19 protein-coding genes are annotated in these 20,662 nt (G+C 57.7%); 6 read left to right on the top strand and 13 right to left on the bottom strand.

Annotation, left to right across the window (positions count from 1 at the left end):
• Positions 1-2: 2 nt before the first annotated feature.
• From lysS to ffh, 12 genes are all read right to left on the bottom strand, one after another.
• On the bottom strand, positions 3-1,538 hold the full coding sequence (gene lysS, locus JIF53_RS07205; protein WP_199452153.1) for a lysine--tRNA ligase: 1,536 nt from the start codon (positions 1,536-1,538) through the stop codon (positions 3-5).
• Between the two features lie 52 nt (positions 1,539-1,590).
• Positions 1,591-2,686, bottom strand: a protein-coding gene (prfB, locus tag JIF53_RS07200) for a peptide chain release factor 2 (RefSeq protein WP_113879872.1) whose coding sequence is annotated in 2 segments (ribosomal slippage) — positions 1,591-2,613 and positions 2,615-2,686 — 1,095 coding nt in all. Because the reading frame shifts where the segments join, the coding sequence is not laid out codon by codon here.
• Positions 2,687-2,772: 86 nt separating this feature from the next.
• Entirely contained in the window at positions 2,773-4,506 is a 1,734-nt protein-coding gene (recJ, locus tag JIF53_RS07195) for a single-stranded-DNA-specific exonuclease RecJ (protein WP_199452152.1), read from the bottom strand.
• Positions 4,507-4,512: 6 nt separating this feature from the next.
• The gene (gene thrC, locus JIF53_RS07190) at positions 4,513-5,913 is read right to left on the bottom strand and encodes a threonine synthase (protein ID WP_011785738.1); all 1,401 of its coding nucleotides are present in this window, start codon (positions 5,911-5,913) and stop codon (positions 4,513-4,515) included.
• Between the two features lie 11 nt (positions 5,914-5,924).
• Complete coding sequence (locus JIF53_RS07185) at positions 5,925-7,226, bottom strand: homoserine dehydrogenase (protein WP_114434400.1); 1,302 nt, start codon at positions 7,224-7,226, stop codon at positions 5,925-5,927.
• Positions 7,227-7,366: 140 nt separating this feature from the next.
• The gene (locus JIF53_RS07180) at positions 7,367-8,101 is read right to left on the bottom strand and encodes a DsbC family protein (RefSeq protein WP_153741547.1); all 735 of its coding nucleotides are present in this window, start codon (positions 8,099-8,101) and stop codon (positions 7,367-7,369) included.
• A gap of 83 nt (positions 8,102-8,184) precedes the next feature.
• On the bottom strand, positions 8,185-9,090 hold the full coding sequence (gene xerD, locus JIF53_RS07175; RefSeq protein WP_011785741.1) for a site-specific tyrosine recombinase XerD: 906 nt from the start codon (positions 9,088-9,090) through the stop codon (positions 8,185-8,187).
• A 96-nt stretch (positions 9,091-9,186) separates the two neighbouring features.
• Positions 9,187-9,543 carry a 50S ribosomal protein L19 gene (gene rplS / locus JIF53_RS07170; RefSeq protein ID WP_011785742.1) on the bottom strand — a complete coding sequence of 119 codons (357 nt, stop codon included), beginning with the start codon at positions 9,541-9,543 and terminating at the stop codon, positions 9,187-9,189.
• Between the two features lie 25 nt (positions 9,544-9,568).
• The gene (gene trmD, locus JIF53_RS07165) at positions 9,569-10,327 is read right to left on the bottom strand and encodes a tRNA (guanosine(37)-N1)-methyltransferase TrmD (RefSeq protein WP_014420741.1); all 759 of its coding nucleotides are present in this window, start codon (positions 10,325-10,327) and stop codon (positions 9,569-9,571) included.
• A gap of 3 nt (positions 10,328-10,330) precedes the next feature.
• Positions 10,331-10,858, bottom strand: a complete 528-nt coding sequence (gene rimM, locus JIF53_RS07160; protein ID WP_011785744.1) for a ribosome maturation factor RimM — start codon at positions 10,856-10,858, stop codon at positions 10,331-10,333.
• 30 nt (positions 10,859-10,888) lie between these two features.
• On the bottom strand, positions 10,889-11,128 hold the full coding sequence (rpsP, locus tag JIF53_RS07155; protein ID WP_011785745.1) for a 30S ribosomal protein S16: 240 nt from the start codon (positions 11,126-11,128) through the stop codon (positions 10,889-10,891).
• Between the two features lie 165 nt (positions 11,129-11,293).
• The gene (gene ffh / locus JIF53_RS07150) at positions 11,294-12,679 is read right to left on the bottom strand and encodes a signal recognition particle protein (protein WP_014420740.1); all 1,386 of its coding nucleotides are present in this window, start codon (positions 12,677-12,679) and stop codon (positions 11,294-11,296) included.
• Between the two features lie 161 nt (positions 12,680-12,840).
• Here ffh and JIF53_RS07145 point away from each other — a divergent pair, with 161 nt between their 5' ends.
• The 4 genes from JIF53_RS07145 (at position 12,841) to JIF53_RS07130 (ending at position 18,126) form a co-directional block, all read left to right on the top strand.
• The gene (locus JIF53_RS07145; RefSeq protein ID WP_014420738.1) at positions 12,841-13,647 is read left to right on the top strand and encodes a cytochrome C assembly family protein; all 807 of its coding nucleotides are present in this window, start codon (positions 12,841-12,843) and stop codon (positions 13,645-13,647) included.
• A 92-nt stretch (positions 13,648-13,739) separates the two neighbouring features.
• Positions 13,740-15,020, top strand: a complete 1,281-nt coding sequence (locus JIF53_RS07140; protein ID WP_153741548.1) for an HlyC/CorC family transporter — start codon at positions 13,740-13,742, stop codon at positions 15,018-15,020.
• A 128-nt stretch (positions 15,021-15,148) separates the two neighbouring features.
• Positions 15,149-17,356, top strand: coding sequence for a DUF1631 domain-containing protein (locus JIF53_RS07135; RefSeq protein WP_153741549.1), 2,208 nt, complete (start codon positions 15,149-15,151; stop codon positions 17,354-17,356).
• A 35-nt stretch (positions 17,357-17,391) separates the two neighbouring features.
• A complete protein-coding gene (locus JIF53_RS07130; protein ID WP_227548983.1) occupies positions 17,392-18,126 on the top strand; it encodes an energy transducer TonB family protein in 735 nt (244 codons plus the stop codon).
• A gap of 12 nt (positions 18,127-18,138) precedes the next feature.
• Here the strand turns inward: JIF53_RS07130 and grxD are convergent, their stop codons facing one another.
• Positions 18,139-18,465, bottom strand: a complete 327-nt coding sequence (gene grxD, locus JIF53_RS07125) for a Grx4 family monothiol glutaredoxin (protein WP_014420735.1) — start codon at positions 18,463-18,465, stop codon at positions 18,139-18,141.
• Positions 18,466-18,665: 200 nt separating this feature from the next.
• Between grxD and argF the strand changes: the two genes are divergently transcribed.
• On the top strand, positions 18,666-19,580 hold the full coding sequence (gene argF / locus JIF53_RS07120) for an ornithine carbamoyltransferase (protein WP_011785780.1): 915 nt from the start codon (positions 18,666-18,668) through the stop codon (positions 19,578-19,580).
• 3 nt (positions 19,581-19,583) lie between these two features.
• Positions 19,584-20,660: an ABC transporter ATP-binding protein gene (locus tag JIF53_RS07115; RefSeq protein WP_011785781.1), complete on the top strand. Its 1,077-nt coding sequence runs from the start codon at positions 19,584-19,586 to the stop codon at positions 20,658-20,660.
• Positions 20,661-20,662 lie beyond the last annotated feature (2 nt).

Raw genomic sequence — 20,662 nt, 5'->3', positions numbered from 1 at the left:
GCTTACTCGCTTTCCGGTTTCTGTTCCGCCTTGTGCTCCGGGCGCATGGCCGGGAACAGGATGACGTCGCGGATGGATGGCGAGTTGGTCAGCAGCATGGCCAGGCGGTCGATGCCGATACCTTCACCAGCGGTCGGCGGCAAACCGTATTCGAGGGCCATGACATAGTCGTCATCGTAGAACATGGCTTCGTCGTCGCCGGCGTCTTTCTCAGCCACCTGGGCCTGGAAGCGTTCGGCCTGGTCTTCGGCATCGTTCAGCTCGGAGAAGCCATTGGCAATCTCGCGACCGCCCACGAAGAACTCAAAGCGCTCGGTCACAAACGGATCGCTGTCTTTGCAGCGAGCCAGAGGCGACACTTCTTTCGGGTACTCGGTGATGAACGTCGGCTGGGTGAGGCGATGCTCGGCGGTGGCTTCGAAGATTTCGATCTGCACCTTGCCCAGGCCCCAGATGTCTTTCACGTGGATACCCAGGTTCTTGGCCACTTCTCGGGCCTGTGCGTCGTCAGCCATTTGCTCACGGGTGATGTCCGGGTTGTAGCGCAGGATGGCGTCGACCACCGTGAGGCGCTCGAACGGCTTGCCGAAATCGTATTCGATGGTCTCTTCGCTACCGTCTTTCAGTACCCGTGTGTTGATTACAGTGGTGGTACCCAGCACCTTCTGGGTGATGGTACGCAGCATGTCTTCGGTCAGGTCCATCAGGTCGTTGTAATCGGCGTAGGCCTGGTAGAACTCGACCATGGTGAACTCGGGGTTGTGCCGGGTAGACAGCCCTTCGTTGCGGAAGTTACGGTTGATTTCGAACACTCGCTCAAAGCCGCCGACCACCAGGCGCTTGAGGAACAGTTCCGGAGCAATGCGCAGATACATGTCGATGCCCAGAGCGTTGTGATGGGTCACGAACGGACGGGCGGTGGCGCCACCCGGAATCACCTGCAACATGGGGGTTTCCACCTCCATGAAATCACGCTCGGCGAAGTACTGGCGCATGGCGTTGATGATCTTCGACCGGGCATGGAACACACGGCGGCTGTCCTCGTTCACCATCAGGTCCACGTACCGGTGCCGATAGCGGGCTTCGGTGTCAGTCAGCCCCTTGTGCTTCTCCGGCAGCGGGCGCAGTGACTTGGTCAGCAGTACGTATTCGTCCATGGTCACATACAGGTCGCCCTTGCCGGATTTCGACAGGGTACCACGCACGCCCACGATGTCGCCCATATCCCAGTGCTTGGTGTCTTTCTGGACATCCTTGGAGGCATAGATCTGGATGCGGCCGGTCATGTCCTGAACCACCTTGAACGCCTTGCGGTCGAGCATCATGCGGCCGGCAATGGCCACCTTGATGCCCAGACCTTCCAGCTCTTCCTTGGATTTATCACCGTATTTCGCCTGCAGTTCGGCGGCGGTGGCATCGCGACGGAAGTCATTTGGGAACGGATTGCCCTGCTCGCGCAGCGCAGCCAGTTTGGCGCGGCGCTCGGCAATCAGCTTGTTATCCTCATGCTGTGCGGCGTTCTGGGTCTGTTCAGTCATCTTGGCTCACTAAAGAAGTCGGAATGGTCCGGTTTGGTTTGGATGACGCCGTCTACAGCGCCATCTTCAGACTGGCTTCAATAAACTTGTCGATGTCACCATCCAACACCGACTGGGTGTTGCTGGTTTCCACCTTGGTGCGCAGGTCTTTGATACGGCTGTCGTCCAGCACGTAGGAACGGATCTGGCTACCCCAGCCGATGTCAGACTTCGAGTCTTCGGCTTTCTGTTTCTCTTCGTTACGCTTCTGCATTTCCAGTTCAAAGAGCTTGGCCTTGAGCTGCTTCATGGCCTGGTCTTTGTTCTGGTGCTGGCTTCGGCCGGCCTGACAGGCCACCACGATGCCCGTGGGGTTGTGGGTCAGTCGCACTGCGGATTCGGTCCGGTTTACGTGCTGACCACCGGCGCCGGAAGCGCGATACACATCGACCCGCAGATCCGCCGGGTTGATCTCGATTTCGAAGCTGTCGTCCACTTCCGGTGATACAAACACGGAAGAGAAAGAGGTATGGCGACGGTTGCCGGAATCAAACGGGGATTTCCTCACCAGGCGGTGTACGCCGGTTTCTGTGCGTAGCCAGCCGTAAGCGTAGTCGCCCTGGATGTGGATGGTGGCACTCTTGATGCCGGCCACTTCACCTTCCTGCAGTTCAACGATTTCGGCCTTGAAGCCACGACGCTCGGCCCAGCGCAGGTACATGCGCAACAGCATGTTGCCCCAGTCCTGGGCTTCAGTGCCGCCGGAGCCGGCCTGGATATCCAGGTAGGCGTTGTTGGCGTCCATTTCGCCGGAGAACATGCGGCGGAATTCGAGCTTCTCGAGTTCTTTATCAAGGTTTTCGAGATCGGCTTCGATTTCCTGGACAGTGCCTTCGTCGTCCTCTTCCACCGCCATGTCGAGCAGGCTTTCTGCATCGGCCAGGCCGTTGGTGAGGTTGTCGATGGTTTTAACGATCAGTTCAAGGTCTGAGCGCTCTTTGCCCAATGCCTGGGCCCGCTCGGGATCGTCCCAGACGGTGGGTTGTTCGAGTTCGCGTTCGACTTCGGTCAGGCGTTCACTTCGCTGATCGTAGTCAAAGATACCCCCTCAGCGCTTCAGTGCGCTCGCGAAGCTCTTTGATCTTCGTCACTATGGGATTAATTTCCATGAAACCTTGTCTCGCTTTGGAAAATGGTGCGATAAAAACAGAGGGCGGATTCTACCGGAATTTGCGGGTTAAATCAGCAAGCCTAATCAGCCCAAAGGCTCCAGATAATCCACCAGAAGCTGCAAATTAGTCCGCCCCCGGAACGTATTGGCATCCGGCTTATAAACCACCCGCGCCCCACTCCGGGTAAAGTCCGGCACTTCCGGCCCGGTGTTGAAGGCGATGCCATCAATAATGCCGCCGCCCTCAACCGGCTGCAGCACCAGCTTCAGATGGTTCTCGCCGACAATCCGCTGGCTCACTACCCGGAATTCACCGTCAAACACCGGCTCGGGGAAGTGCTGGCCCCAGGGGCCGGCGCGTTTGAGCAGGTAGGCGGTGTCCAGGTTCAGCTCTTCCGGAGCCAGTGGGCCGTCAGTGGTGATGGCGGCTTCCAGGTCTTCCGATTTCAACGTGTCACGCACGGCCTGGTCGAAGGCGTTGCTGAAACGTTCGAGGTCGTCCCGGGCGATGGTCATGCCGGCGGCCATGGCGTGGCCGCCGTATTTTTTCATCAAGCCCGGATTCTTCGCATCGACCACGGCCAGCGCATCCCGGATGTGCAGGCCGGGGATGGATCGGGCAGAGCCTTTCAGGTGTTCGCCGTCGTCGTCGGGCGCAAAAGCAATGGTAGGGCGATGGGTCTGTTCGCGGATGCGGGCCGCCAGGATGCCGATCACGCCCTGGTGCCAGTCCTGATCGAACAGGGCCAGACCCCAGGGCAAGCCGTCAATATCGAGGGACATGGAGGCCAACAGGTCCTGGGCCTGGGCTTTCATGTCTTTTTCAATGGTGCGGCGTTCGCGGTTGAAGTTATCCAGTTCCCGGGCCAGGCGCAGCGCTTCGTCGCGACTGTCGGCGAGCAGGCAGGCGATGCCGATACTCATGTCGTCCAGCCTGCCGGCAGCGTTCAGGCGCGGGCCAACCACAAAGCCCAGATCGGTGGCGCTGATTTCGGTGTAGTCGCGGCCGGCTACTTCCAGCAGGGCCAGGATGCCCGGTCGGGCTTCACCTTTGCGGATGCGGCGGATGCCCTGCTCCACAAAGATGCGGTTGTTATGGTCCAGCGGAACCACGTCGGCCACGGTACCCAGGGCCACCAGGTCCAGCAGGCTACCCAGGTTAGGCTCCGGGTCCGGCAGCCGGTTGTTGTCTCGCAGGTGCTTACGCAGCGCCGTGAGCACGTAGAACATCACGCCCACTCCCGCCGCATTTTTGCTCAGGAACGGGCAACCGGGTTGATTGGGGTTCACAATGGCATCGGCATCTGGCAACTCTTCTCCGGCCAGATGGTGGTCGGTGATAACCACTTTGATGCCCAACTCCCGGGCAGCACGCACGCCTTCGGTGGCGGAGATGCCGTTGTCGACGGTCACCAGAAGATCCGGCAAATCCCCGTCTTCCTGCAACCGGTGGATGATGCCGGGTGTCAGGCCGTAGCCATCAGAGAATCGGCTGGGCACCCGGAAATCAATCGCCGCCACACCGAGCATAGACAAACCCAGCATAGCCACCGAAGTACTGGTGGCCCCATCGGCATCGAAGTCCCCCAGCACCATTACCCGCTGTTTCTGCACTATGGCCTCGGCCAGCAGTTCAACTGCGCGATCAATACCGCGAAGCTGCATCGGCGAAGCCAGGTGTTTCAGGGTGTACTGGAGCTGGTCGTCGGATTGCACACCGCGAGCGGCGTACAGACGGCGAAGGATGGGAGGCAGGTTTTGCCCCCAGCCCGTCACATCGGACGGCTGGGGGCGACGCAGGATCTTTTTAGGAGTCATGCCGGATCAGGCGTTCTTCCAATGCTTGGCGATAAAGCCCTGCACCTCGGACACATTGTTATCCAGCACAGTGTAGCGCTCTTCCCGCTCGAAAAGATCAGCCATGTGAGCCGGCAATTGCGGCTTCACGCTCAGGCCGGATTCGGCAATGGCATCCGGGAACTTGGCCGGATGCGCGGTACCGAGGGTGATCATGGGCACAGCAGAGTCGCGGCGGCAGTTGCGGGCAGCGCGTACGCCAATGGCGGTGTGCGGGTCCAGCAGATATTCGTTCTGCTCGTAGACGTCACGAATGGTGTCGCAGGTGGTTTTATCGTCCACCGCATCGCTGTCGAACAGCTTGCGGGCGTGCTTCCAGCGGTAGTCTTCAATGCTGACCGGGCCTTTGGCTGCATTTTCCAGCAAGGCTTTGACCGCCGCGCCGTCACGGCCGTGCAGATCAAACAGCAGACGCTCGAAGTTGCTGGACACCATGATGTCCATGCTCGGCGACAGGGTATGCTCCAGCTGGTGCTGCTCATACTTGTTGCCGCTCATGAAGCGATGCAGGATATCGTTGCGGTTGGTGGCAATCACCAGCTGGCTGATGGGCAGCCCCATTTTCTTGGCCAGGTAGCCGGCGAAAATATCGCCAAAGTTGCCTGTGGGCACAGAGAACGCCATGCTGCGGTCCGGGCCACCCAGAGCGAGAGACGCCTGGAAGTAGTACACGATCTGGGCCATGATCCGGGCCCAGTTGATGGAGTTCACCGCCGCCAGCTGGGTTTTGCCGCCCAGGAAGGACTGATTGCCGAAGCTCTCCTTCACCATGCGCTGACAGTCGTCGAAGTTGCCTTTGACTGCGATGTTATGGATGTTGTCGCCCTGCACCGTAGTCATCTGGCGGCGCTGCACTTCAGACACTCGCTGATGCGGATGCAGGATAAAGATATCCACGTGCTCGCACCGGCGGCAGCCCTCGATGGCAGCAGAACCGGTATCACCGGAGGTGGCCCCCATGATCACAACGTGCTGGTTGCGCTTCTCCAGAACGTAGTCCAGCAAGCGGCCCAGCAGCTGCAGGGCAAAGTCCTTGAACGCCAGCGTCGGGCCACGGAACAGTTCCATCACCCACTCGTTGGTGTCCAGCTGCACCAGCGGTGCCACCGCCTGGTGGCTGAACACGCTGTAGGTTTCATCCAGCATCTTGCGGAAGTCGTCCGCCGGGATGGCATCCTCTACGAACGGATACATCACTTTATAGGCCAGCTCCGCATAGGGAAGCCCACGCCAGCTACGAATTTCTTCCAGGCTGAAGTGCGGCAACGATTCCGGCACATAGAGGCCACCATCGGTGGCCAGCCCGGTCAGAAGAACGTCCTCAAAGCCCAGTGCGGGAGCTTCACCCCGTGTACTGATGTATCTCACGTGCGTACCTGTCAGTTAAAGTTTTCTGCGCGAATACGGACAACCTTGCCATCGATGTCGGCGAGGGATTCCATCTCGTCAATGGCCAGGTTCATCTGGCGCTCCTGAACCGTGTGGGTCAGGATGATGACCGGAATCCGGCCATCCTTGAATTCGGATTCTTTCTGCATGATTGACTCGATGTTGATGCCATGCTCACTCAGAATGGCAGCAATCTTGGCCAACACACCCGGATGGTCAAAGGCCTGGATTCGCAGGTAGTAAGCCGACTGGACATCTTCCATTGGCAGCACCGGCAGGTCTTCCAGGGCGTCCCGCGTAAATCCGAGGTAGGGAATGCGCTGCTGGCTGTTGCTGGCCACCGCACGGGCGACGTCCACGATGTCTGCGATGACCGCAGATGCTGTAGCCTCATCCCCGGCACCAGGACCGTAATACATAGTCTGGCCAACAGCATCGCCATCCACCAGGACTGCGTTAAGAACGCCATCAACCTGAGCAATCAGATGACTCTGTGGCACCAGAGTCGGATGCACCCGCAGTTCAATACCGTCTTCACGACGACGGGCGATGCCCAGGTGCTTCACCCGGTACCCCAGCAACTCTGCGTGGGAAATATCATATGGAGTAATACCGGAAATTCCCTCGGTAAAACCTTTCTCAAACTGAAGGGGAACGCCGAACCCGGACGCCGCCAGGATGGTCAGTTTGTGAGCGGCATCAATACCTTCCACATCGAACGTCGGATCCGCTTCCGCGTAGCCCAGCGCCTGCGCTTCTTTGAGGACTTCACCAAATTCCCGGCCCGCGCGCATTTCGGTGAGAATGTAATTGCCGGTGCCATTGATAATGCCGGCAATGGTGTCAATGCGGTTGGCGGCCAGGCCCTCACGCACAGACTTGATTACCGGAATGCCGCCGGCAACGCCGGCTTCGTAGGCAACCACAACGCCGGCCTTCTCCGCTGCGTCGAAAATCTCATTACCGTGCACGGCAATCAGGGCCTTGTTGGCAGTCACCACATGCTTGCCGTTGGCAATGGCCGCCAGCACCAGCTCTTTGGCCGCATCGTAGCCACCAATCAGCTCCACCACGATATCAATCGAAGGATCGTTCACCACGTCATAAATGTCGGTACTGAACGGGACATTGCCCAGATCAAGGTCATCGCGGCTATGGCGGCTCGCCACCCGGGCAATCCGGATGTTGCAGCCGGCACGACCCGCAATAATCTCGGCGTTGCGAGTCAGGACATTGAATGTACCGCCGCCTACGGTTCCCAGTCCGCAAATTCCGACATTGACGTCTTTCAAGCTCTCACCTCTGATCCCGATGGGGGTGCTGATGGATTGCAATAAGGGGGCATAGTATACCGATTCAGGGCCGGCTGAATAAGCCCTGAATCGGTCACGCTTTCAACAAAGATGACGACTGGCGACGAACACCGACAGGGTCACAGAATACCGAGACCCTCAGCCAGATTTCGGGCCGGCACATAACCCCGAACCATATTGCCGTCTTCCAGCAAAATAGCCGGCGTGCCGGTCACACCCACCTGACCGCCGAGACGATACTGCTCTGCCACCGGGTTCTCACAACTCTTCTGCTCTACCGAACGCCCCGCTTTGGCGGCATCCATAGCGGCCTGCTGATCGTCAGCGCACCAGACCGAGATATATTTATTGAAGGAGGCCGTACCTGGCCCGGAACGAGGAAACGCGTAGTAATTGACGGTAATACCGTACTCATTCAACTGGGGCACTTCATCGTGCAACTTCCGGCAATAGGGGCAATCGATATCGGTAAACACATTAACGACCGCCTTCTCTTTACCCTTGGCCGGATACGAAATCACGCCCTTGCCACCATAATCCGCCATCAGGTCCTTACGGGAACCCGCACGGGATTCTTCAGTAACGTTAGCAATGCCGTTTTTGGTGATTTTCAGCAGATCGCCCGTCAGCAGATAGGTGCCGTCTTCCGTGGTGTAGATGGTGTCGCCGTTGTTGCTCTGAACTTCGTACAACCCTTTTGCCTCAGATTCGCGAACAGAGTTCACCTTGAGACCGGGAACCGCCTCGGTGAGCCGCTGGGCAATGCGGTCTTCGGCTTCGCCTGCCTGGGAGGCTGGCGCCCCGACCAGGGTCAGCGCCAATCCAACGGACACTGCTACTGATTTGATGTTCATGAGCTTGAAACTACCTCTGTCGGTTTGTGTGGTGTCTGCGACACCGGAAAATCGGATTAGTTCAGCCTCCGGAGCGGCCGCCGTCAACCCCTGGGGTGATGGGCCTGATGAAGATCCTGCAATCTTTGCCGCGCAACATGAGTGTAGATCTGGGTGGTCGACAAATCTGAATGCCCCAACAGCATCTGCACCACCCGAAGATCCGCCCCGTGATTGAGCAAATGGGTGGCGAACGCATGCCTGAGCGTATGAGGAGAAAGGTGCTTGGTGATTCCGCAGCGGATCGCATAATGCCGGATTCGATACCAGAAGGCCTGCCGGGTCATGGCGGTGCCACGATTGCCCGGAAACAGGGCATCACTGGTTTTGCCTCGCAGCAGCTCGCCCCGGGCCTGCCGCATGTACTGTAATAACCAGTCCACAGCTTCTTCACCCAGCGGCACCAAACGCTCCTTGCCGCCCTTGCCCTGTATGCGAACCACGCCCTGCCTCAGGTTGACCTGGTCCACCGTCAGCCCCGTCAACTCCGAAACCCGAAGTCCGCAGCCATAGAGAATCTCCAGCATGGCCCGATCCCGCAATTCTACCGGCAGCTCCGGGTCCGGCTCAGTCAGCAGCGACTCCACGTCGGCCTCGGTCAGGGTATCCGGCAAGCGCCGGGGCAACCTAGGGCTGTCAATCCGCAACGTTGGGTCTTCGGCAATAATGCCTTCACGCAAAAGAAAACGATAGAAGCGCCTTACACCAGACAGGCGGCGGGCCGCCGTGCTGGTTTTCAGGCCGTCGGACAAGCCCCGCGACATCCAGGCCAGAAGATCTGTGCGTCGTGCGCTGCGCAGGGTTGGCGCCCCAGCTTGCTGCTCCAGCCACCCGGACAAACGGTACAGATCACTGGCATAGGCCTGCCGGGTTTTCTCGCCAAGGCCATCCTCAAGCCAGACCGCGTCACTGAAACGCTCTATCAACTGCTCATCTTCTGGCCTTGGCACAGCACCCTCTTCGATTCCGGAGTCATCGCAGGCATTAAACCATAAAAAAAGCAGCCCCTTGAGGCTGCTTTTTGGTACTGAACAGACGAATCTGAATCAGTTAAGCTTTTCCTTGATACGAGCTGCCTTACCAGACAGGTCGCGCAGGTAGTAAAGCTTGGCCTGACGCACGTCACCACGACGCTTCACACTGACGCTGTCGATCAGCTTGGAGTAGGTCTGGAAAGTACGCTCAACGCCCACGCCGTAAGAGATCTTACGAACAGTGAAGGAAGAGTTCATGCCACGGTTACGCTTGCCGATAACCACGCCTTCAAACGCCTGCAGACGCTCACGGTTACCCTCAGTTACGCGAACCTGTACAACCACGGTATCGCCCGGCGCGAACGCAGGGATTTCCTTGGTCATCTGTTCTGCTTCAAGTTGACTGATGATGTTGTTCTTGCCGCTCATCGTAATGCTCCTGATACCCAATCTTTCAATGCCCTGATGACTCAGAGGCACCCGGTTCGTTCAAAATTTCTTCCAGTAACTGACGCTCTTCTTCCGTAAGTTCCCGCTTTTCCAGCAGGTCGGGGCGCCGCTCACTGGTTCGCCTCAACGATTCTTTCAATCGCCAACGCCGGATCTGTTCATGGTGACCGCCCAACAGAACTTCCGGCACCGCCTGACCTTCGTAAACCTCGGGCCGGGTGTAGTGCGGACAATCCAGCAATCCGTCGGCAAAGGAATCCTGCTCTGCCGACTGCGCATGACCCAGCGCTCCGGGGATGAGGCGTGTTACCGCATCAATTACAGCCATCGCTGCCAGCTCGCCACCCGAGAGAACGAAATCCCCAAGGGATACCTCCCGGTCGACCTCTGCCGCAATCAGGCGCTCATCCACACCTTCATAACGACCGGCAACGAGAATCAGCTGCTGCTCGGCGGCGAGTGACTCCACCACCGACTGATCCAGCCTTTCACCCTGCGGCGAAAGATAGACCACACAGGCCTTGCCGGGTGCCGATGCCCTGGCCGCCTGGATTGCGTCCCGCAGAGGCTGAATTTTCATCAGCATCCCCGGACCACCACCATAAGGCCGGTCATCCACCGTGCGATGACGATCGTGGGTGTAATCCCGAGGATTCCAGCTCTGAAAGGTCAACAGACCTTCACGCACTGCCCTCCCGGTAATCCCGTAATCCGTCACCGCAGAAAACATATCCGGGAACAGACTGACTGCGCCAATCCACACCCGTCAGAACTCCGGATCCCAGTCAACCACCATGCGAGAGCCTTTGAGATCCACCTGCTGAACCACTTGATCCGGCAGATAGGGAATCAGACGCTCGCGCTGGTCAATAGAGCCCGCCGTAGCGTGCACCACCAGGACATCATTGGAGCCTGTCTCCAGAAGGTGATGCACCTTACCCAGGCACTCACCTTCTACCGTGAAGACATCCAGACCTTCCAGCTGATGCCAGTAGAACTCCCCTTCGGGCAGTTCCGGCAGTTGCTCGGTGGGAACCCGGATCTCCGCTCCGCAATAGGTGCGGGCTACTTCACGATCATCAATACCTTTAAGCCTGACGACGATCCCCTGCCCCTGGCGGCGACCTTCCTCAAGCCTGATCGGAATACGCTTGCCGTCCAGGAGCAGAGTCCAGTCACGGTAGTTCAGTATTCCGTCTTTCGGGTCTGTGTAAGAGAAGACCTTAAGCCAACCCTTTACCCCGAACACCGAGGTGATCCGGCCGATCACAGTTTCCTGCGAATTCTGCGTCATGCCTTTACAACCCCGGTACCAACAATGCTATTACTGAGCAGCCTTCAGCAGCTGAGCAACACGCTCACTGGCCTGTGCACCCTGGCCCAGCCAGAAATCAACGCGCTCACGATTAACACGCAGACGCTCTTCCTGACCACGGGCAATCGGGTTAAAGAAACCAACACGCTCAATGAAACGGCCGTCACGGGAGTTACGGCTGTCAGTGACTGTCAGATGGTAGAACGGGCGCTTCTTGGAGCCGCCACGAGCCAAACGGATTGTTACCATTTCGACCAATATCCTGTTCTGTTGTACGAACTTTGTACGATTCCCGACACACCGTTTCACGGCTGACGGGAAGACCCATACTCGAAAGGGGCGCTATTCTATGCGAAAAAAGCGCCAATGAAAACAGGGAAACCACCGGTTTCCCCATTTTATATGTAAGGCTTTTTACATACGGCCAAACGGGGGCATGCCACCACCGCCGCCGGGCGGCATCATACCACCCATACCGCGCATCAGGTTAGCCACCCCGCCCTTCTTGCCAAACTTTTTCATCATCTTCTGCATCTGCTTGTGCTGCTTGAGCAGACGGTTCACGTCCTGGATCTGGGTACCAGAACCGGCGGCAATCCGACGCTTGCGAGAGTTATTGATGACATCCGGATAACGGCGCTCTTTTGGCGTCATGGAGCAGATAATGGCTTCCATCTGACCAACCGACTTATCGTTAACCTGGGCCTGCGCCATCTGCGCCATCTGCCCCATGCCCGGCAACTTGTCCAGCAGCCCGCCGATACCGCCCATATTCTTCATTTGCTGGAGTTGGTCGCGGAAGTCTTCCAGATCAAACCCCTTACCCTTCTTGATCTTCTTGGTGAGCTTCTCGGCCTTCTTTCTATCCAGTTTGCGCTCAGCTTCCTCAATCAGGGAGAGCACATCCCCCATGCCAAGGATGCGGGAGGCAACACGATCAGGATAGAAAGGCTCCAGAGCGTCTGACTTTTCACCAATACCCAGGAACTTGATTGGCTTGCCGGTGATATGACGAACGGACAGCGCCGCACCACCACGGGCATCACCATCGGTCTTGGTCAGCACGACACCGGTCAGCGGCAACGCATCATTAAACGCCTTGGCAGTATTGGCCGCGTCCTGACCGGTCATGGCATCAACCACAAACAGGGTTTCAACCGGATTCACCGCCTTATGCAGGCGGCCGATTTCACCCATCATCTGCTCATCCACGTGCAGACGACCCGCAGTATCCAGTATCACTACGTCGATATGCTTGCGGCGGGCGGCCTCGATGGCGCCGTTGGCAATATCCACCGGATCCTGCTCGGTTGTGCTCGGGAAAAATTCGACGCCGACCTCACCGGCCAGCGTCTCCAGCTGACGGATAGCCGCCGGCCGATAGATATCGGCACTGACCACCAGCACGGACTTTTTCTCACGCTCTTTCAGGAAACGGGACAGTTTGGCCACCGTTGTGGTTTTACCCGCACCCTGGAGGCCCGCCATCATAATGACCGCCGGAGGACGCGTGGCCAGGTTCAGGGACTCATTGCCCTCACCCATGACCCGTTCCAGCTCCTGCTGAACAACCTTAACGAAGACCTGGCCCGGGGTCAGGCTGCGCTGAACTTCCTGACCAATCGCGCGCTCACGAACCCCTTCGATAAAGGCCTTGACCACCGGCAGGGCGACATCAGCCTCCAGCAGTGCCATCCGCACTTCACGGAGCGTGTCCTTGATATTGTCGTCAGTCAGGCGCGCCTGGCCCGAGATCTTGCGCAAGCTACCGGATAGCCGGTCCTGGAGATTCTCAAACATGTTGCTCTTCCGTACCCCGGAGAATTTGTTCACACAGATCAAGAAGCCAGCTCGGCCTGCTTGATTCCTGTTGCATAATCGCGACATTATACCCAGACTACGGAGCCTCTGAACAACTCCGCGCCGATTTCACTTCATCAGGCAACACGATTAAGGATGTCATGGGAACGCTGATTCTCGCGGTTACCGCACTTTTCCTCTATAGCGTTGGAACCGCGCTTCAGGCCCTCCATTTACGTGGCAAGGTGCACAGCAACCTGGCGGTCACCACACTGATCGGCGTGCTTGCCCTGATCGGCCACGGCCTGCTCATTGCCCAGACTGTACACCTGGACGGCGGCTTCGACTTCAGTTTCTTCAAGAGCTCGGTACTGATCTCCTGGCTTATCGTCTTCCTGCTGCTGGGACTGAACCTTAGCAAACCCGTGCAAAGCCTGTTCATTGCGGCCTATCCGATTGCAGCACTGACCATTGTCATGGCGTTGATTACCCACACGCCGTCTCGCCTGGTGTCCGAAGAAAGCTACGGCATGCTGTCTCACATTGCCCTGTCAGTCACGGCATACAGCCTGTTTACCCTGGCAGCCATACAGGCGGTTTTACTTTACGTACAGAACCGGCAGCTCAAGCGCAACTACAACAGCCTGCTGGTAAGGAACCTGCCACCGCTGCAAACCATGGAGTCATTGTTGTTTGAAATGGTCTGGGCGGGCGTTGTGCTGCTGGTACTCGCCATTGTCACTGGCGCTGTTTTCATTGAAGACCTTTTTGCTCAGGATCTGGCCCACAAAACCATTTTTTCCCTGCTGTCCCTGCTGGTTTTTGTCGGACTGTTGGTAGGCCGCTACACCAAAGGCTGGCGCGGCATCACCGCCAGTCGCTGGACACTGGCAGGCTGCGCACTGCTGATGCTGGCCTTCTACGGCAGCAAGTTTGTTCTCGAGCTGGTTTTCCACCGGGGCGTCTGAGACCCGCCCCCCCTTACTGACCTAACCCGCTTGACACCTGTCACCTTCAAAACCTATTTTCGCAACTTATCCTCAATATAAGGGCTGCTCTCTTGAACGAAACATCGCTTACCGCGCTGTTTATTCTACTTGTCGGACTGATCATCCTTTCTGCGTTTTTCTCCAGCTCTGAAACCGGCATGATGTCCCTGAACCGCTACCGCCTGAAACACATGGCGAACACCGGCCACAAAGGGGCCCAGCGAGCGCAAGGCCTCCTTAACCGGACCGACCAGTTGATTGGTGTAATCCTGATCGGCAACAATTTCGTGAACATTCTTGCGTCATCCATTGCCACGGTCATCGCAATTCGCCTCTGGGGGGATGCCGGTATTGCGATCGCCACCTTACTGCTGACGATCGTCATCCTGATTTTTGCCGAGGTGACTCCGAAAACCCTTGCAGCCCTGTTCCCTGAAAAAATTGCCTTCCCGGCCAGCCACATTCTTGGGCCATTGCTGAAACTTCTGTACCCACTGGTGTGGGCCGTCAATCTGTTTACCACCGGTATCCTGCGACTGCTGGGCGTTTCCTCGGCCCAGGCCTCGGAAGATCATCTCAGCCGTGAAGAACTCAGAACCGTGGTGAACGAGGCCGGCGCACTGATTCCGGCCCGGCACAAAGACATGCTGGTCAGCATCCTGGATCTGGAGAACGTCACCGTCAATGACATCATGGTTCCCCGAAACGAAGTCGTCGGCATCGACCTGGAAGACGACACAGACACCATCCTGCGCCAGCTCAGAAGCAGCCAACACACGCGGCTGCCTATCTTCAAGGGTGACATCAACAACATTCAGGGCATTCTGCACCTTCGCAGCGCGGCCAGACTGCTGCAGGAGGCCGACATCAACAAGGCGATGATCATGCAACTGTGCCAGGAACCCTACTTCATTCCCGAGAGTACCGCGCTCAACACCCAGTTACTGAACTTCCAGAAAGGTAAGCGCCGGTTCGGCATTGTGGTAGATGAATACGGCGATGTGCTGGGCCTGGCCACCCTTGAGGATATTCTTGAGGAAATCGTCGGGGAATTTACCACCGATTATGCCGCCACCTCGCCCGACATTATTCCACAGGACAACGGCACTTTTATCATCGACGGCAGTGCCGCCGTGCGGACGATCAACAAGACCCTGGGCTGGCATCTGCCAACCGATGGCCCGAAAACCCTGAACGGACTGATCACCGAAACTCTGGAAAATATTCCGGACACCAACGTGTGTCTGAAAGTCGGCGGTCATCGTATTGAAGTCCTGCAAATCAAGGACAACGTGGTTAAAGCCGCCATAGTCCACCCCAAACGCAAGAAAAAGCGTGGCCGGAGTTTATGAACCTGATCGCAGGTTAGCGTTTATTCATGTTAATGCAGATCAAAATGCGCTAAATTTATCCAATAATCAGAACAGACAAGAATCAGGCTCGGTCATGTATCCGGTTGAGGCGTAAACAGGAGTCGGCCATGAACAAGCAGTCCGGCATACATTACCTCCGCGAGCACAGGGAAGCGGCAAGCACCCGACCGGTTCCTGCGGAGGTAGCCCGCATCCGCGACACCGTTGTTGCGGGTCTGGGTGATTTGTTGCAGGGGGCTTTCGATGCCGTCGACGATTCACTCTTCGAACTGGCCAACAATGCCCGCAGCAACAATGAACAAAACCGCTACTTCGAAGCCATGCGCGAGATTCGCATCAAGCGCAAGGGCGTAGAGCGTCATTTTCAGAATACGGTTGCCCAGTTCTTTGCCAACCCGCCCCACGCCGGCCAGCTTCCTTCAACCGAAGCCAGCCCGCAGGCCAGTGCCGACACTCTTTCGCTGGTTGGCAATGACGACCTGGAAGAACAGGTTGCCTTCAACGCCATGACCACCAAGGCCAAGGCGCACTTCCAAAGCCCTTTACTGCAATTGCAGGCCCGTTTTACCGAGATCTATCCGGACGCCACCGAGCAGGAGCCGGTCAACCCGATGGCACCGGAGCACCTGTGCAGCGCATTTACCGAAGCGATCCAGGCCCTCGATATCCAGATTCGCGAACGGCTGATCCTGCTCAAGCAATTTGACCGTTACGTTATCTCCAACCTGGGCATGCTTCTGGATGAAGCCAATCGCATTCTGATCCAGGCCGGCGTTATTCCGAACTTCCGCTATCACGGCAAGAAGAGCCAGAGCCAGAAGCCACCGGCAACGGCAGACAGCTCTGCCGAAAGCCCCAGCGAGGCGACTGCCGGCTACGATCAACGCCCGGAAGACACCGTACTTTTTGACCAGATCCGTCAGATGCTGGCTCTGCAAAGATCCAATGCCGGCATGCCCCCGCGCAGTGCCGATCCTTCTCTGAGAGTGGTCGGAGGCCGGGAACTGGCCGATATGCTCAACGCTATTCCGCTTCAGCAGAACTGGCCGGAAACCGACGACCTGAGCACGGGTGAGCCCGTAACCGTCGACCTGCGCCAGGTCGTTCAGCAACTGCTGGCTAAAGCCGATACTCAAGATGGTCGCCAGCCCGCACTGAATGAAGTGGATGAAGATCTGATCAACCTGGTCTCCATGCTGTTCGAGTTCATCCTTGATGACTACAACCTGTCCGCCCCGGTACAGGTGCTGATCAGTCGCCTGCAGATTCCGATTCTGAAGGTTGTGATCAAGGACAAAAGCTTCTTCAGCAAGGCAACCCACCCGGCCCGCAAACTGCTCAACTCCCTCGCCCGCGCAGGCATTGGCTGGAGCAGCAGCGATGAGAAAACCCGGGACAAGCTGTACGGTCAGATACACAACGTGGTGCAACGAATCCTCAATGAATTCGATGGCAACATACAGTTGTTCGAAACCCTGAACGAAGAATTTGAGCAATTCCTGGAGCGGGAAAACCGTAAGGCCTCCCTGGTGGAACAAAGAACACGAGAATCGGAACGTGGTCGCATCAAATCCCAGAAGGCCCAGGAAGAGGTGGACCGGCTGTTACGGGAGAAAGTATCCCGTTACCGGCTTCCGGACTCGGTCAGCGATATTCTGATGAATGGCTGGAGCCGGGTTATGTTCCTGGCCTACCTGAAGGACGACACCGAACATCGCTGGCACGAAACGGCCAGAGTCGTGGATGACCTGATCTGGTGCCTGCACCCCCACGAAGAAGATGAAGAGCGTGACCAGTGGGTTCGGGTTGTACCCGGTCTGTTGAAATCACTGCGGGCAGGACTCGAGGAAGTCTCCTACAACGCCACCCGGCTTGATCAGATGATGGGCCACCTGAAGCATGAGCTGGCTGAGGCCTTCCGGACCAACGCCGCCATCGAAGCCCGTCAGGATGCACCGTCGGATGCCGAAGACGAAGCCCCGACCGTGCACCAGACGGCCGTTGAACGGCAGCAGGAACTGGAAGATGCCGCGATTGCCGAATACGTAGCCAAACTCGACACTATCGAAATTGGCAACTGGGTGGAGTTCCGCCTGGTCAACGGCACCAGCTTCCGCTGCAAGCTCTCAGCCATTATTGATGAAGCGGACTGCTTTGTGTTCGTCAACCGGATGGGCCTGAAAGTCATCGAGAAGACCCGTGTCGAGCTGGCTCACGAGATGCGCCGAGGCCGCCTGACTCTGCTCGAACAAGGTGCCTTGATTGACCGGGCCCTGAACGCCGTTGTGGGCAATCTGCGCACCAAAACCGCCTGATTTTGATGCCGGACACGGGTTTTCGTTCACCCTCAATGCCGGCATCCTATCGGCTCCTGCTGGCAGTGTCGCTGGCCATACTGGCCCACACTCTGGTACTGGCCGGGCTTCCATCACCGCTGAAGGAGGCCCGGGAACTGACTCACCGGCTGGTTTTTACGCTGACCAGTCCAGCAGCCATACCAACTCCAGAGAGCGTGGCAAATCCGGAACCTTCGAAGCCCAGGCACACCGAGTTCGAGATCCCGCCGGCCGAGCCGGTGGTAACCTCGACCGAATCCGCCTCCAATGCTGCACCCGAATCGCAGACTGTTACTAAACCACAGCCAGATCCCCCGGAGCGGAAACCCGAAAGTACCCGAACCCGGGAAACCACCGCCGAATCCCCTGCCTCACAGGCCATGCCGGCCCTTAAAGCACGGGTCTCCGAGCCAACGAACACGCCGGAAACCATCAAACGAATCACCGAGTCGCCCACCGAAACCGACCCTTATCTCATCAAGCTCGCCACTCATCTGGCCGAGAAACTCGATCAGAAAAGAGTGCCTGCAATTTCGGCGCTTACAGAGAGAGTGTCCATGGAACTGGAACTGAGACTGATGCCCAACGGCGCCCTCACCCGGGCCCGGGTGATCAAATCGACCGGTGTGCAGAGTATTGATGAGGCCGCCTATCGAACGGCTCTGGCAGCCAGTCCCTACCCGAGTCCGGAAGGGGAGGCTACCGACCGTTTCGAGGTGGAACTGGTGTTCACCCCGAAACAGCCATAAAGGCAGGAGAGATCAGGCTTCGGCCTGGCCCGCAGCATCCTTGACCATCTTGGCCAGCTCGCCACTTTCTGACATTTCCAGAACGATGTCGCAACCACCCACCAACTCACCGTTGATGTAGAGCTGCGGATAGGTTGGCCAGCTGGAGTAGACTTTCAGGGCCTCACGCAGTTCCTGATTGTCGAGAATATTCACAAACGCAAAGCGCTCACCGCACGCCATCAGAGCCTGAACAGTACGTGCCGAGAAACCGCACTGCGGAGCTTGCGGGGTGCCCTTCATGTAAAGAATAACCGGGTTCTCTTCAAGTTGGCTCTTGATGGTTTCATTGATGTCCATGAACTCATTCCTCTGGTTGGGAGTCAGCTTTGCCGCCAAACGGCATTTGCACTTATTGTACACGGGTGCCTCAGGCCTCAACAAACCGTCCGTTTTGACCCAGAACAACAGCACCGCGCCCGGCGTTGTTTTCAGGGTAGCGACGGGCTAGACTTGTTGGCTTTTCCGAACGGGCAGTTTGCTTGAAACAGGGGCCTTTCATGGCAGCAAGACATTTTCTGACACTGAACGACATGACCACGGCGGAACTGGAAGATCTGCTCGATCATGCTTCCAAATTACGCAAAGAGTGGCGTTCAGGCCAGACCAGGGACACCCTTAAAAACCGGGTGCTGGCAATGATCTTCGAAAAATCGTCCACCCGGACCCGGGTTTCCTTCGAAGCCGGCATGACCCAGCTCGGGGGTAGCGCCATGTTCCTCTCGCCCAAGGATACACAGCTTGGCCGCGGCGAACCGATCGAGGATTCTGCCATTGTGATCTCCAGCATGGTCGACGCGGTGATGATCCGTACCTTTGCCCACGAAACGGTCGAGCGCTTTGCCACTGCCTCCAGCAAGCCCGTGATCAACGCTCTCACCGACGAATTCCACCCCTGCCAGCTGCTGGCCGACATGCAGACCTATCGGGAGCTTCGCGGCAGCATCCGTGGTGCCACCGTGGCCTGGATTGGTGACGGCAACAATATGTGCCACTCGTACATAAACGCTGCAGAGCGTTTCGATTTCCGCCTGAACGTTGCCTGCCCAGAGGGTTACGAACCGGATCAACAACTGATCGAACAGCATGCTGACAGGGTGACCGTTGTGCGCGCGCCGGAAGAGGCAGCACGAGGCGCCCAACTGTTGGTCACCGATGTCTGGGCTTCCATGGGCCAGGAAGACGAGCAGAAAGCCCGGGAAAAAGCCTTCCGCAGCTATCAGATCAACCCGGCTCTGATGGCTCAGGCCGACAAAGACGCCCTCTTCATGCACTGCCTGCCCGCCCACCGGGGTGAAGAGATTTCGGCAGACATGATGGACCACGAAAGCTCGGCAGTCTGGCATGAGGCGGAAAACCGGCTGCATGCCCAGAAAGCCTTGCTGGAATTCCTGATTCTCAATCGTCTGGACTGATCCATGCCCGAAGCCCTGGTACCCCCCGCAGACTGGCTGCTGGAAGTAAACAATCTGTCCTGTGGCTACGGCGGTGATTCCGTCGTCAAGGACGTCAGCTTTGCCCTCAGCCACGGTGATATTGGCTGCCTGCTGGGCCCCAGCGGCTGTGGCAAGAGCACCATTCTCCGGGCGCTGGCAGGCTTCCTGCCGATTTCCCGGGGTGAAATCCGCCTGCAGTCACAGGCCATCAGCTTGCCCGGGCGGGCACTGCAACCGGAAAAGCGCAAGATTGGCATGGTGTTCCAGGACTATGCCCTTTTTCCGCATCTGAGCATTGCCGATAACGTCGGCTTCGGTCTGAAGTCATTAAGCAAAGCGGAACGTCGACAAAAGGTCATGGAGTTGCTGAACCTGGTGCACCTCCAGGACCTTGCAGACAACTATCCCCACGAGCTGTCCGGCGGCCAGCAACAACGGGTGGCCCTGGCCCGGGCACTTGCACCAGAGCCAACACTGATCCTGCTGGATGAGCCTTTCTCCAACCTGGACACGGATCTGCGCCGCCGGCTGAGCCTGGATGTGCGGGAAATCCTCAAGACTCTCGGCATCAGCGCCATCCTGGTTACCCATGATCAGCAGGAAGCCTTTGCCATGTGTGATCAGGTGGCAGTTCTCCGGGACGGGCAGATTCAACAGTGGGATGTGCCCTACAACCTCTACCATGAGCCGGCGAACCGGTTCGTGGCCAGTTTTGTCGGGCAAGGTGGGTTTATTCCCGGCAAGGCCCTGGGCCCTGACACCATAGAATCGGAACTGGGCGTCATCCATGGCAACCGGGCCTACAAATGGCAGCCAGGCACGCTGCTGGACGTCCTGATCCGGCCGGACGACATTGTTTTCGATGAAGACTCAGAGCTGAAGCCAAAGGTAGTGGAAAAAACCTTTGCAGGAACCTCCACGCTCTATCGCTTCCGGTGTTCAGAAGATACTGAATTTGAGGCCCTGTTCCGTAGCCACCTGGACTTTAACCTGGGTGAGCAGGTACCGGTCCGGGTGGAGGCTGATCACCTGATCGCCTTCGAACGCACCGGCCACTGAAC

The sequence above is a fragment of the Marinobacter sp. bablab_jr008 genome, assembly GCF_016464145.1.
Lineage (GTDB): Bacteria > Pseudomonadota > Gammaproteobacteria > Pseudomonadales > Oleiphilaceae > Marinobacter > Marinobacter nauticus.
Note: the sequence above shows the minus strand (reverse complement) of the source record. Positions and strands in the feature narration are given on the sequence as shown.

Coding starts and splice junctions, on each gene's coding strand:
- JIF53_RS07135 (WP_153741549.1), top strand. CDS start 15,149: ATGAACAAGCAGTCCGGCATACATTACCTCCGCGAGCACAGGGAAGCG.
- ffh (WP_014420740.1), bottom strand. CDS start 12,679: ATGTTTGAGAATCTCCAGGACCGGCTATCCGGTAGCTTGCGCAAGATC.
- argF (WP_011785780.1), top strand. CDS start 18,666: ATGGCAGCAAGACATTTTCTGACACTGAACGACATGACCACGGCGGAA.
- rpsP (WP_011785745.1), bottom strand. CDS start 11,128: ATGGTAACAATCCGTTTGGCTCGTGGCGGCTCCAAGAAGCGCCCGTTC.
- JIF53_RS07130 (WP_227548983.1), top strand. CDS start 17,392: ATGCCGGCATCCTATCGGCTCCTGCTGGCAGTGTCGCTGGCCATACTG.
- rplS (WP_011785742.1), bottom strand. CDS start 9,543: ATGAGCGGCAAGAACAACATCATCAGTCAACTTGAAGCAGAACAGATG.
- JIF53_RS07115 (WP_011785781.1), top strand. CDS start 19,584: ATGCCCGAAGCCCTGGTACCCCCCGCAGACTGGCTGCTGGAAGTAAAC.
- grxD (WP_014420735.1), bottom strand. CDS start 18,465: ATGGACATCAATGAAACCATCAAGAGCCAACTTGAAGAGAACCCGGTT.
- JIF53_RS07180 (WP_153741547.1), bottom strand. CDS start 8,101: ATGAACATCAAATCAGTAGCAGTGTCCGTTGGATTGGCGCTGACCCTG.
- lysS (WP_199452153.1), bottom strand. CDS start 1,538: ATGACTGAACAGACCCAGAACGCCGCACAGCATGAGGATAACAAGCTG.
- JIF53_RS07145 (WP_014420738.1), top strand. CDS start 12,841: ATGGGAACGCTGATTCTCGCGGTTACCGCACTTTTCCTCTATAGCGTT.
- rimM (WP_011785744.1), bottom strand. CDS start 10,858: ATGACGCAGAATTCGCAGGAAACTGTGATCGGCCGGATCACCTCGGTG.
- recJ (WP_199452152.1), bottom strand. CDS start 4,506: ATGACTCCTAAAAAGATCCTGCGTCGCCCCCAGCCGTCCGATGTGACG.